Source organism: Streptomyces sp. NPDC056734 (assembly GCF_042790455.1).
In the GTDB taxonomy this organism is placed as follows: Bacteria; Actinomycetota; Actinomycetes; order Streptomycetales; family Streptomycetaceae; genus Streptomyces.
This window is the reverse complement of record NZ_JBHTZD010000005.1, coordinates 75,735-88,107: the sequence shown is the minus strand read 5'-3', so window position 1 is coordinate 88,107 and position 12,373 is coordinate 75,735. Positions and strand designations below refer to the sequence as shown.

The 12,373-nt window shown below is 71.6% G+C and carries 7 protein-coding genes; 5 read left to right on the top strand and 2 right to left on the bottom strand.

The window, feature by feature from the left end:
- Positions 1-102: 102 nt before the first annotated feature.
- Positions 103-1,023: a 4-(cytidine 5'-diphospho)-2-C-methyl-D-erythritol kinase gene (locus tag ACFRFC_RS08825; RefSeq protein WP_382689864.1), complete on the top strand. Its 921-nt coding sequence runs from the start codon at positions 103-105 to the stop codon at positions 1,021-1,023.
- Between the two features lie 14 nt (positions 1,024-1,037).
- Here ACFRFC_RS08825 and ACFRFC_RS08820 read toward each other — a convergent pair whose 3' ends face one another.
- Positions 1,038-1,640, bottom strand: a complete 603-nt coding sequence (locus ACFRFC_RS08820) for a Uma2 family endonuclease (RefSeq protein ID WP_383112599.1) — start codon at positions 1,638-1,640, stop codon at positions 1,038-1,040.
- 145 nt (positions 1,641-1,785) lie between these two features.
- Between ACFRFC_RS08820 and ACFRFC_RS08815 the strand changes: the two genes are divergently transcribed.
- The 4 genes from ACFRFC_RS08815 (at position 1,786) to ACFRFC_RS08800 (ending at position 8,680) form a co-directional block, all read left to right on the top strand.
- Complete coding sequence (locus tag ACFRFC_RS08815; RefSeq protein ID WP_382689704.1) at positions 1,786-3,597, top strand: ABC-F family ATP-binding cassette domain-containing protein; 1,812 nt, start codon at positions 1,786-1,788, stop codon at positions 3,595-3,597.
- Between the two features lie 265 nt (positions 3,598-3,862).
- Positions 3,863-5,632: a PQQ-binding-like beta-propeller repeat protein gene (locus ACFRFC_RS08810; RefSeq protein ID WP_382689702.1), complete on the top strand. Its 1,770-nt coding sequence runs from the start codon at positions 3,863-3,865 to the stop codon at positions 5,630-5,632.
- 156 nt (positions 5,633-5,788) lie between these two features.
- On the top strand, positions 5,789-7,621 hold the full coding sequence (locus ACFRFC_RS08805; RefSeq protein ID WP_382689700.1) for a PQQ-binding-like beta-propeller repeat protein: 1,833 nt from the start codon (positions 5,789-5,791) through the stop codon (positions 7,619-7,621).
- 348 nt (positions 7,622-7,969) lie between these two features.
- Positions 7,970-8,680, top strand: a complete 711-nt coding sequence (locus tag ACFRFC_RS08800; protein WP_382689698.1) for a LuxR C-terminal-related transcriptional regulator — start codon at positions 7,970-7,972, stop codon at positions 8,678-8,680.
- Between the two features lie 66 nt (positions 8,681-8,746).
- Here ACFRFC_RS08800 and ACFRFC_RS08795 read toward each other — a convergent pair whose 3' ends face one another.
- Positions 8,747-12,352, bottom strand: a complete 3,606-nt coding sequence (locus ACFRFC_RS08795; protein ID WP_382689696.1) for a DNRLRE domain-containing protein — start codon at positions 12,350-12,352, stop codon at positions 8,747-8,749.
- Positions 12,353-12,373: the final 21 nt, after the last annotated feature.

Here is a 12,373-nt window from a genome sequence, read left to right as displayed (position 1 = left end):
GAGGACCGGCACCACCGCACCCAGGACCGGCACCACCGCACCCCAGGACCAGCACCACCGCACCGAAGACCAGCAAACGGCACCGAACCCCACCAAGAGCGGATCGCGCAGCGCGAGGAGAGCAGCCAAGTGAGCGTGACGGTACGCGTCCCGGCCAAGGTCAATGTCCAGCTCGCGGTCGGCGCGGCCCGCCCCGACGGCTTCCACGACCTGGCCAATGTCTTCCTCGCCGTCGGCCTCTACGACGAGGTGACGGTCACCCCGGCCGCCGAACTGCGCATCACCTGCACCGGCCCGGACGCCGGCCAGGTCCCCCTGGACCGTACGAACCTCGCCGCGCGGGCCGCGATCATCCTCGCCGAGCGGTACGGCCGTACCCCCGACGTCCATGTCCACATCGCCAAGGACATCCCCGTCGCCGGTGGCATGGCGGGCGGCAGCGCGGACGGCGCGGGCGCGCTGCTCGCCTGCGACACCCTGTGGGGCACGGGCGCCTCGCGCGAGGAACTCCTCGACATCTGCGCCGAGTTGGGCAGCGACGTACCGTTCAGCCTGGTCGGCGGGGCGGCGCTGGGCACCGGGCGGGGGGAGAAGCTGACGCCGCTGGAGGTCGGCGGGACGTTCCACTGGGTGTTCGCGAGGGCCGCGCGGGGGCTGTCGACGCCCGCCGTCTTCCGCGAGTTCGACCGTCTCGCCGAGGGCCGTACGATCCCGGAGCCGGTGGCGTCCGAGCCGCTGCTGCACGCCCTCGCCAAGGGCGACCCCGACGCCCTCGCCGCGACCGTCTCCAACGACCTCCAGCCCGCCGCGCTCTCCCTCTTCCCGGAGCTGGCGGACACGCTGGCGGCGGGCCGGGAGGCGGGCGCGCTCGCGGCGCTGGTGTCGGGGTCGGGACCGACGACGGCGTTTCTGGTGCGGGACGCCGGGGCGGCGGGGCGGGTGGCGGAGGCACTCACGGCGTCCGCCACCTGCCGCTCGGCACGGGTGGCGCAGGCCCCGGCGGCGGGGGCGACAGCCCGCTGACCGGGGTCGTGCCGTCAGGGCTTGGTGATCGTCAGGTCGATGTCGATGCCGAAGGGCTCGGCGACCCTGACCCGGTCACGCTGGAGGCCCATGTGCACGTACGACCGGGTGAGCGGGTCCAGTTCGTAGACGTGGGCGATCGGCTGGTCCGTGACCCCGTCCCGTTCGATGCGCCAATAGTGCGGAACCCCGGCGGCGGCGTACTTCATCGGCTTGGTCACGCGGTCCCGGCCCTCGGACTGCGGTGAGACCACCGAAACGGCGAGCAGCACGTCCCGGGCCGCGAACTGGCACTGGTCGAGATCGGTCAGGGCATCGGCGCGGATCACCATGATGTCCTGCTCCGGAGCGTTGCGGTCATCGAGTCTCACGGCCATCTGCCGGACGGGCACCAGCTCCGGCGGCACCGTTCGCCCCAGCCCCGTCACCAGCATGTCGATCACCAGGACTTGGTAGATGCGCTGCGTACTCACGAAGACGAGGCTCCCGTCGATCAACTGGGTGTGCGGCGGGAGATCCGGCAAGGTGAACAGGTCGTCCACGGTGTAGCCGTTCTCCGGCGGCACCGGCCAGGGGGAGCGGTGCTCCTCGGCCTCGGTGCTCATGGTTTCTCCCATGGGCGAGATCTTGCGGCCCGCCCGCCACGTCTGCGGCCCTTCCCGATCGCATCATCACAAAGAGTGACAACCCCCTCGCGCGCCGCGCCTTTCCCCCCAGGGCATACGCTGGAACGCTGACCGTCCCCCGCGTATATGGAGAGAAATGGCCGTCAATCTGGTCAATGTCGAGAACGTCGGCAAGGTGTACGGCACCCGTGCCCTGCTGGACGGAGTCTCCCTCGGCGTCTCCGAGGGCGACCGCATCGGCGTGGTGGGCCGCAACGGCGACGGCAAGACGACCCTGATCCGGATGCTGGCCAAGCTGGAGGACGCCGACACCGGCAGGGTCACCCAGTCCGGCGGACTGCGCCAGGGCGTGCTGACCCAGCACGACTCGCTCGACCCCGAGGCCACCGTGCGCCATGAGGTGATCGGCGACATGGCCGACCACCAGTGGGCGGGAAACGCCAAGGTCAGGGACGTACTCACCGGCCTCTTCGGGGGCCTCGACCTGCCCGGCTTCCCCAAGGGCCTGGACACCGTCATCGGCCCGCTCTCCGGCGGTGAGCGGCGCCGCATCGCGCTCGCCAAACTCCTCATCGAGGAACAGGACCTCCTCGTCCTGGACGAGCCCACCAACCACCTCGACGTCGAGGGCATCTCCTGGCTCGCCCGGCATCTGCGCGAGCGCCGCTCGGCACTCGTCTGCGTCACCCACGACCGCTGGTTCCTGGACCAGGTCTGCACCCGCATGTGGGACGTCCAGCGCGGCACGGTCTATGAGTACGAGGGCGGCTACTCCGACTATGTCTTCGCCCGCGCCGAGCGCGAGCGGATCGCCGCCACCGAGGAGGTCAAGCGGCAGAACCTGGTCCGCAAGGAACTGGCCTGGCTGCGCCGCGGCGCCCCCGCCCGCACCTCCAAGCCGCGCTTTCGCGTGGAGGCCGCCAATGAGCTGATCAAGGACGTGCCGCCACCGCGCGACAGCTCCGAGCTGATGCGGTTCGCGTCCACCCGGCTCGGCAAGACCGTCTTCGACCTGGAGGACATCACCGTCCAGGCCGGGCCCAAGGTGCTGCTCAAGCACGTCACCTGGCAGCTCGGCCCCGGCGACCGCATCGGCCTGGTCGGGGTGAACGGCTCCGGGAAGACCTCCCTGCTGCGCGCGCTCGCCGACGCCGCCCGCAGCGGCGGCGAGACCCAGCCCGTCGCCGGGCGGATCGCCGTCGGCCGGACCGTCAAGCTGGCCTATCTCTCCCAGGAGGTCGCCGAACTCGCCCCCACCCTGCGGGTCCTGGAGGCCGTGCAGCAGGTCCGCGAGCGCGTGGACCTCGGCAAGGGGCGCGAGCTGACCGCCGGGCAGCTCTGCGAGACGTTCGGCTTCACCAAGGAGAAGCAGTGGACGCCGGTCGGCGACCTCTCCGGCGGTGAGCGCCGCAGGCTCCAGCTGCTGCGCCTGCTGATGGACGAGCCCAACGTCCTCTTCCTCGACGAGCCCACCAACGACCTCGACATCGAGACCCTGACCCAGCTGGAGGACGTCCTCGACGGCTGGCCCGGCTCGATGATCGTCATCTCCCACGACCGGTTCTTCGTCGAGCGCACCACCGACCGGGTGTTCGCCCTGCTCGGTGACGGCACACTGCGGATGCTGCCGCGCGGCATCGACGAGTACCTGGAGCGCCGCCGCCGTATGGAGGAGGCAGCCGCCGCAGCCGCCCCGGCCGCCGCCGCGCCCGCCCGGGCCACCGACGAGAAGAGCGCCGCCGACCAGCGCGCCGCGAAGAAGGAACTCCAGAAGATCGAACGCCGGCTGGACCGCGTCTCCGAGCAGGAGACGAAGCTGCACGACCGGATCGCCGCCGACGCCACCGACTTCGCGAAGGTCGCCGAACTGGACGCCGAGCTGCGCGCGTTGGCGGGCGAGCGTGAGGAACTGGAGACGCGCTGGCTGGAACTGGCCGACGACGCGTGACGGAAGAGTCCGCGGAAGGGCGGGCCGGGAACGCCTCGTGAAGGGGGCGTGAAGGCGCATAACGGGGTCGTCACGGGGCGGTGCTCCCTTGGGAACAGGGGCGGCGCCGCCCCGTGGCGCTGTCGGTGCCGGGTGATAGAAAGGGCCGTCTGAGAACAGTCTGAGAGCGCGTCCGGGTTCATCGAGACCGATCCAACGCAGATCGAGAATCGATCGACAACCTCCGGAGCGTGGCTAAAAATCAGTGAGCGAGGGGGACACGCTGATGGCTCAGCCGCCCGATCAGCAGCCGCCGCAGGGCGGTTTCGGAGCACCGCAGGACCAGCCACCGAAGCCACCTCAACCACCACAGACCCCACCGCCTCCGCAGGCCCCGCCCGTCGCCGGTCCACCGCAGCCCGGGTACGGCTACCCGCAGCAGCCCGGTCCGTACGGCTACCCGCAGCAGCCGGGGCCGTACGCCGCCCAGCCCGGTTATGGCCATGGCCACGGCTATGGCTATGGCTATCCGCAGGCCCCGTACCCGGGAGCCCCCGGGGCACCCGGCGTTCCGGGGGCACCCGGCGCCCCCACCCCACCCCCCGGCCCCGGTCCGCGCGGCCCCTTCAAAGGCAAGCCCGCGATGGTCATCGGCGCGGCCCTGGCGGTCCTGCTCGTCGTGGGCGGCACGGTGTTCGCGGTCACGCGCGGCGACGGCGAGAGCGGCAAGGACAACGCGCCGGTCGCCGAGAAGAGCGACGACGCCAAGCCGTCCGCGTCCGACCTCCCGGTCAACCCCGGGGACGGCAGCGGCGACGGCGGCACCGACCCGGAGGACCTCAACGAGGGCCGCCGGCCCGGTGAGTCACGGGTGCTCTGGTACAAGGAGGCGCCGGACGCACCCGGTGACGGCGCCGACGCCCTCGGCATGTGGATCACCGACGAGACGGCGGTGAAGGCGGCGTACAAACAGCTCTTCGCCTTCGACGTCGGTGACGGCGCACCCACCTGGGACCCGATCACCTTCCCGCAGGAGATCTGCGCGGTCACACCGGGCCGGAGCGACGACGACAAGATCGTGGTCGCCTATATGAGCGGCACCAGCGACCGTGCCGAGTGCAACCAGCTCCAGCAGATCGACCTGGCCACCGGCGCCAAGGGCTGGAAGGGCGAGGTCCCCGACGGGGCGCTCTTCGACAGCACGCTCACCCTGGAGCTGTCCCTGGTGGACGACACCCTGATGGTGGGCCGCTCGCAGTCCGGGACGGCGTACGACGTCAACACCGGCAAGAAGCTGTTCGACACGAAGAAGTACGACGAGACGTGCTTCCCGGCCGCGTTCGCGGGCGGCGCCGGACGGCTGGTGCAGGTCGCCTCCTGCGGCGCGGGCACGGACGACGAGTACGACGAGCTGCGGGAACTGGATCCGCGGACCGGCGAGGTCAGCTGGACGCAGCGGTTCGACGCCGGGTGGCGCGTCGCGCGGACCTACTCCCTGGACCCGCTGGTGGTCTACAGCACCCACGAGGAGAAGCAGCAGTGGAACATCTCCATGCTGGGTGACGACGGCGCCTTCACCTCCCAGGTCGCCTTCGACGAGAACTTCGCGCCCGAGTGCGGCTGGGCCGTCCTCCAGCGCGATCTGACGGGCTGTCAGGGCGTCGCCGTCGACAGCGACACGCTCTATCTGCCGACCGAGGCCACCACGGGCGCCAACGAGATCGTCGCCATCGGCCTCGCCGACGGCAAGGAGAAGTGGCGGGTGAAGTCCCCGGCGGACGAGGCGATGCTGCCGCTCCAGGTGGAGGACGGGAAGCTGATCGCGTACGTCCAGGCGTCCTACGGCACGGGCGGCCGGGTGGTGTCCATCCCGACCACCGGCGGCGACGCCGAGCCCACCACGCTGCTCCAGAACCCGCAGGGTGCGTCCGAGGTCGAGGGCGGCTTCTTCTCCCGCGACCTGGCCTGGGCGGACGGCCGGCTGTATCTGTCCACGACCAGGCTGACCGGCAACGACGACGCGAAGGAGAAGCTGATGCTGGCGTACGGCGAGTAGGCGGGCGGGACCGTGTCGGCCCACCGCCGCTCCCGCCTCCGTTCCCGTCCGTCCCCGTCCGCTCCCCGTCCGCTCCCCGTCCGTTCCCCATCCGCTTCCCGTGCGGTCGCTGTCCGTTCGCCGTCCGCTCGCTCCGATCCACCGAGGTACTCCGTCATGACCCAGCCCCCGCCCCCGCCGCCCCACCAGCCCGAGCAAGGGCCTCCGCCGGGACCCCCGCAGGGGCCTCCGCCAGGGGGAGGCTTCGGCCCGCCCCAGGACCAGCCCCCGCAGCCCCCGTACCAGCCCCCGCAGCCCTCACCGCCTCCGTACCAGCCCCCGCAGCCACCCCCCGGCTACGGCTACCCGGCACCACCCCAGCAACCGTCGCCCACCCCTGCCCCCGCCCCCACTCCCACGCCGGGATACGGCTACCCGGGTCAGCAGCCGAACCCGTACGCCCAACAGCCCCCGCCCGGCTACGGCCATGGCTACGGCTACCCGCAGGCCACCGTCCCGCTCCAGGCGCAGCCCGGACAGGGGGCCGGCTCCGGTGGGCGGAAGATCAACGCGCAGCTGGCGATCATCGTCGCGGCGGTCGTGGCCATCGCGCTGATCGTCGGAGGGGGCGTCTGGTACGCGCAGTCCTCCGGCGGCGGCAAGGACGACACGGCGGCGTCGGGCGGCGGGAACGGCGGCGAGGGGGAGGGCGAGGAGGGCGGTTCCGGGGGGAGCGAGGGGTCCGTACCGAAGGGCACGGAGAAGGTGCCCGCGGACCCGGCGGCCGATGTGCTGTTCCAGATCCCCGCGCCCGCCGTGAAGGACGAGCGGATCGAGAGTGTCGCCGGCTCCTGGCTGACCGACGGGATCTACGCCAAGAGCGGGGTGAACGAGGTCGTCGGGTACGACCCCGACACCGGCGACGAGCGGTGGACGCTGCCGCTCACCGGCCAGACCTGCGGATTCTCCCGCCAGATCGCCGGCGACGGGACGAGTGTGGTGCTTTCCGAGACGCGTAAGCGCAACGCGGAGGGCGATCACGAGCCCTGCACCCAGATCACCGCGTTCAATGTCACCACGGGCAAGAAGCTGTGGAGCAAGAGCGCCACCATCAACGACGCCGAGGTGGTCTTCGCGGAGGCGAGTATCACCGGCGGCACGGTCGCGGTCGGCGGCGGCTTCACCGGCGGCGCGGCGTTCGACGTCACCACCGGGAAGGTGCTGTGGCAGCCGAAGGTCAGCACCTGCATGGACGTCGGGTACGCGGGCGGTGAGCAACTGGTCGCGGTGCACAAGTGCGGGGAGTACGGCGACGAGAAGTACGAGGTCCAGCTGATCGACCCGAAGACGGGCGCGGTGACGTGGAGTTACCAGCTGCCGGCCGGGCTGGCGAACATCAAGGTGATCTCGACGAAGCCGGTCGTCTTCGGCCTGGACTCCGCCGACATCACCTCCTCGGGCGCCTCGGACATCTTCTCGCTCGACGACAGCGGCAAACTGCTCTACAAGATCGCCCTCAAGGACGGTGAGTACAGCCACCACTGCGAGATCGGCCGTACCGACGGCTGTGACGGGATCGTGGTCGGCAACGGCAAGCTGTGGGTGCCGACGGCGGAGCACGACGGCGGCACGGAGTACAGCACCACGAACGAGATCGTGGCGTTCTCCCTGGAGACCGGGAAGACCACCGGCGACCGGATCGACGCCGGGGACCGGTACAAGGTCTTCCCGCTGCGGATGGACGGCGGCGATGTCCTCGCGTACAAGGAGGGGCCGTACGACGGGGGTGACCAGATCGTGTCGGTGAACGGCTCGACGCTGGAGCAGACCACGCTGCTTGAGACTCCGAGCGAGGAGTCCGTGCGGGACGCGATCAGCAAGATGGTGCCGCGCTCGGCGGAGGTGCGGTACACCGACGGCCGGCTGTTCCTGGGCAAGAAGCTGATCAGCAAGCCGCTCACCGAGGGCGAGGAGGTGTTCACGGCCCTGGGGTTCGGCGCGAAGCCGTAGCCCGGCGGCTTCGGCGCGAAGCCGTGGCCCGGCGCCGGGTGCGCGCCTCTTCCCGCCCCGCGCGCACCTCGTTGTCCGCCGCGCATCGCCCCGCGCCGCCGCGTATCCCCCTGCGCGGTCGCATATCGCCCTGCCCCAGCTCAGGGGCGGCGCGGTGCGCGTTTCGCGCAACACCCTCGTATCCGAGGATTTTCGGCGATCCGGGGCACTTCTCTCCGGTAGGGGGAGCGCAATGTCGAACAAGCGTGTAGCTTCCGGGGGCATGAAGGGCCGGGGTGCCCAGGGCCCGGGTGCACGGGTCCTGACCTTGGGCATCCATTGGGGGGACTGGGGGACTGGGGGGTCTCGATGGGAGTGCGGCTGATGGTGGTCGATGACCACCGCCTGCTGGCCGAGGCGCTGGCCTCGGCGTTGAAGCTGCGCGGGCACCGGGTGCTCGCCGCGGCGGCACCCGCCGCGGGCGCGGCGGACCTGGTGATCGCGCGGGCACCGGAAGTGTGTCTGCTGGGGACGGCGACACCGGCCGAACCGGGCACGTTCGACCCGGTGGCGAAGATCAAGCGGGAGCGCCCGCAGGTCGCGGTGCTGGTCCTGGGGCCGGTGCCGAGCCCACGCGGGATCGCGGCGGCGTTCGCGGCCGGCGCGTCCGGGTACGTACGGCACGACGAGCGGATAGAGGGTGTGGAACGCGCCATCATGAAGGCCCGGGCCGGAGAGGCCGCGGTCGCGCCGCAGCTCCTCCAGGGCGCGTTCGGTGAACTCCTCAACCCGGTGGCCCAGCCCGACGACGAGGGCCAGCGGCTGCTGCGGCTGCTCACCCCGCGCGAGGTGGAGGTCCTGGTCCGGGTCGCCGACGGCGAGGACACCCGCCTGATCGCCGCCGGGATGGGCATCGCCCCTTCCACGGCCCGCACCCACGTCCAGCGCGTCCTGATGAAACTGGGCGTCGGCTCCCGCCTGGAGGCCGCCGCCCTGGCCGCCCGGACGGGGCTGCTGGACCACGCGGGCCCGTTCCACCCGGCGGGGCGCACGGAGAACGGAGCGGAACGGGAGCCGTGAGCGACCCCGGCCGACGCCCGGGAGAGGGCGTCGGCCGGTGACCGTACGGCTTTGGCCGGGCGTGGCTCAGCCGAGCGTCAGCTGCCCGGTCCGCCAGGCGCTGTCGGGGCTGATCACGGCGACGTGCGAGCCGAGGACCGACGCCCCGCCCTGGTAGAAGTGGACCGCGTTGTCGACGGCCACCGCCCACAGGTCGGGGATGCCGTCGCCGTTGACGTCCGGGGTGCCGCGCAGATGGGTCACGGGGACGGTCGTGGTGTCCCAGCCCTCCGCGTAGACCGTGTCGACACCCGTTCGGGACGCCGCGGCCGTCGACAGCGAGGCGATCGTGGATCCGCCCGCGCTGTCCTCGACCCCGTAGCGCAGCAGCAGCCTGCTGCTGACCTCGGAGCGCCACAGCAGATCGGGCGCGCCGTCGGCGTCGTGGTCGCCGACGGACACGAGGTCCCGCTCCAGCCAGGCGGTCGCGGAGATCTTGGTGACGCGCAGGAAGGTGGCGCCGGTGTAGCCGTCGAAGGCCCACAGCGCGCCGCCCGCCGCGGTGGCGAACAGATCGGTCCGGCCGTCGAGGTCGTAGTCGCCCACCACGATCTGGTCGAGAGTCGCCGGATCGGGCGAGCCCGCGGGCAGCCGCACGCTCATCCGCCGGGAGATGTCGACGCTGCCGTAGCCGTCACCGGGGTAGATGTACAGCTCGCCGTCGGGCATCCGGGCGAAGACATCGCCGATCCCGTCGGCGCCGAGGGCGTCGCCGCCGTGGGCGATCAGCGCGGGCTCGCCGTCGGGTCCCATCCAGTAGCCCGGCAGATGGTCCGTGCCGTCGCGGTCGGGGTCGGTCAGCAGCCCGATGCCGTCGTCATGCGCGGCGGACAGCGAGACATGCAGGTCACCGGTGGTGGTGGACGGGTACATCCACAGATTGCCGGCCGCGCTGATGCCGAGCACATCGGGAGTGCCGTCACCGGTCAGGTCGCCCGGCTCGTCCGCCGTGTCGCGCGGGGTGACGTAGAACAGGTACTTCGTGCCCAGTGAAGGATTTCCCGCGCTGTCCACGGCCCGCGTGTACAGCACGTTGGGTCCCGCCATCGGCGGCGACAGGGACACGGTGGTGGAGCTTCCCGCGGTGACGTTCTTCCCGCTGCTGTAGCTCGTGGTGTTGAAGGACCACTCGAACCGGGTGACGTCGGTGTCGTCGTCCGGGGCGAGGGTGAAGACGCCGGGCGTGCCGAACTTCACCGCGGACCAGATCGTGCCGTCGTCGTCGGCCGCCGGGAAAGCGGTGGACGTGACGATCGGTTCGTTCGGTTTGCTGCTGTCGAAGACGAACCGGCACACCCCTGGGCTGGCGGTGGGGGCGTAGGCCGAGGCGGCTCCGCTCTGGTCGATGGCGCGGACCCGCCAGGAGTAGGTCCAGCCGTTGGTGAAGAACTCCTTCCCGATCTCCACCGATGCCTTGCCGGTGCTGGTCACCGCGACGTTCCGGTTCAGGATCATGGTCGTGGCGCCGGTGTGCCACAGCTCGAAGTCCAGGTACTTCAGGTCCTGCTGGACGGAGGTGTCGTCGGGGTCGGAGGAGGCCGCCGACAGAATCACATCGCGTTTGCCGATGTGCAGGTAGGGCGAGGTCTTGTCGCAGGCGTTGCCGGGGGACATCGTCACCGAGGTCGGGGTCTTCGGCTTGCGGTTGTAGACGAGGGTCAGCTTGGGCGCGCTCTCGCTCTCCGCGCGGAACTTCTTCCACCCGTACGCGGAGTCCTCGGTGGTGGCGCGCAGCCCGATGGTCAGGGAGGACCAGCCGCCGTCGGCCGCGTCCTGGGCGACGGACTTGGCGTCGTAAGTGACGTAGGCGTCGGGGCAGCTGGAGTTGTAGCCGTGCGCGAAGGATTTCGTGCCGATCTCCGACTTCCAGTCCGGCTGGTTGTTCCAGGTGGTCTTGGAGGAGATGCCCCCCGTCAGCCACACCTGCATCTCGCGTGCGCTGCACGACCAGGAGTACGTCTCACGCAGCTGGATGGAGGCGGAGGAGACCTGCGCGCCCTTGATGTTGGTCGACCAGCCGAGGGTGAAGAAGGACCGGGACAGCCCCCAGGTCGTCGACTCGTAGCCGACGCGGGCCTCGGTGGTGCCGGTGTTGTAGTTGGTTCCGTCGTAGAAGCTGGAGCTGGGGTATTTCTTGTACGCCGTCGTCCAGTGCTTGGTCTTGCCGTAGATCGTGGGGTCGATGAAGACCGGGTAGACCGTGCCCGGGTCCGCCAGCAGCTGTGCGTCGGGGACGATGGACAGGCCGGTGGCCGTGGTGCCGGGCTCGGTCAATCCTGCCTCGACCACGGCCATATGGGTCCCGGGGTCGGGTCCGGCGAGCCCGGGGAGCGCGAACACCTCGGAGTCGTCGAGGGCCGTGCGCAGGGCGTCGCCCGAGGGCCCGCTCCCGTCCGTCCCGTTCCGGTACGGCGCGCGCAGGACGGCGTCGGCGCCCGGTGCCGGGTCTCCTTGGTGAGCGGCGGGATCGGCGTCGCCGGGCGGCGGATCCGGTTCGCCGGTGGCCACAGGGGTTTCGCCGGTGGGCGGATCGGTTTCCTCGGCGGGCGGTTCGGTCGCCTCGGTCGCCGGGGGCGCCGGCACCGGCTCCTCGGTCGGCGCCGCGCTGTCGCTCCCGGTGTCCGGCGTGAGCGTCTCCTCGCCGATGGGTGCGTCCGGCTCCTGCGAGTACGACGGTGTGGGCGCGGCGGGTTCCTCGGTGGGCTCGGGATCGGGCCCCTCGGTGACGGCGTACTCGCCCGCCGAGTCCCACATGTACGGCGTGGGGGAGACGGCGATCTCCTGCCCGTCGCGGTCCCGGCCGGTGACGACCTTGGTGACCGGGTCCAGATGGAAGGTCAGATCGGGGGACGACAGCCCGTAGGACAGCGAGCCGAGCGCCGGATTCGCCGCGTCGGCCGCGCTGTGCACGATGAGCACCTGGCTGAAGCCGCTCTCCTGGGCGGTCAGCAGCAGATCGACGCCGTCCAGGACACCGCGGTACAGGGCGCTGGAGCCGCTGATCACCGGGGCGGGCAGCGGTCCCGGCCAGCTCAGGGTCACCTCGTGCCCGTCGCTGGTGAGCGTCGCCAACTCGGTGTACTCGGCGGTCTCGTCGGCGATCCGCAGGGTGCGTCCGCCTTCCCCGGCGGTGAACACCGCCGGTTCCACCGGTGCGGCCCCCTGCGGAGCGGCGCCGGAGCCGTCACCGCCCGCCGAGAACACCACCGGGTCGGGGACGGCCTCGGCCGCCCAGCCCTCGCCGGTCCGGGCGAGCCGGGTGTCGATCGGCTGCCAGGTGCCGTCCACCTCCGCGCGTATGGGCGCGGCGTAGGTGACCAGTTCGAAGCTGCCGTCGGGCCGCGCGTAGGTCGTGGACATCTCGTCGCGCAGCGCGGTCACCTCGACGCGCTCACCCGTGGAGACGGCACGGGTCTGGGCCGCGTCCTCGTCGAGCGGACCGGCCGCCTGCTCCGTCCGGGAGGAGCCGTCGGACCCGCCGGACCCCCCGGCACCAGGGGCGTCGCCGCCGTCGAGCAGCGGTACGGCGAGCAGTCCGAAGCCGAGCGCGGCGGCGACCGCGGCGGCGACCGCGGCGGCCGGCACCGCGCGGCCGCGCCCGGCTGTGGGCAGGCCGAAGCGACGACGTTCCATGGGCTTTCCGTCCCCTCCCCC

Excerpts from the sequence above, each read along its gene's own strand:
- ACFRFC_RS08820 (WP_383112599.1), bottom strand. The coding sequence starts at position 1,640 with ATGGGAGAAACCATGAGCACCGAGGCCGAGGAGCACCGCTCCCCCTGG.
- ACFRFC_RS08815 (WP_382689704.1), top strand. The coding sequence starts at position 1,786 with ATGGCCGTCAATCTGGTCAATGTCGAGAACGTCGGCAAGGTGTACGGC.
- ACFRFC_RS08810 (WP_382689702.1), top strand. The coding sequence starts at position 3,863 with ATGGCTCAGCCGCCCGATCAGCAGCCGCCGCAGGGCGGTTTCGGAGCA.
- ACFRFC_RS08805 (WP_382689700.1), top strand. The coding sequence starts at position 5,789 with ATGACCCAGCCCCCGCCCCCGCCGCCCCACCAGCCCGAGCAAGGGCCT.
- ACFRFC_RS08800 (WP_382689698.1), top strand. The coding sequence starts at position 7,970 with ATGGGAGTGCGGCTGATGGTGGTCGATGACCACCGCCTGCTGGCCGAG.
- ACFRFC_RS08795 (WP_382689696.1), bottom strand. The coding sequence starts at position 12,352 with ATGGAACGTCGTCGCTTCGGCCTGCCCACAGCCGGGCGCGGCCGCGCG.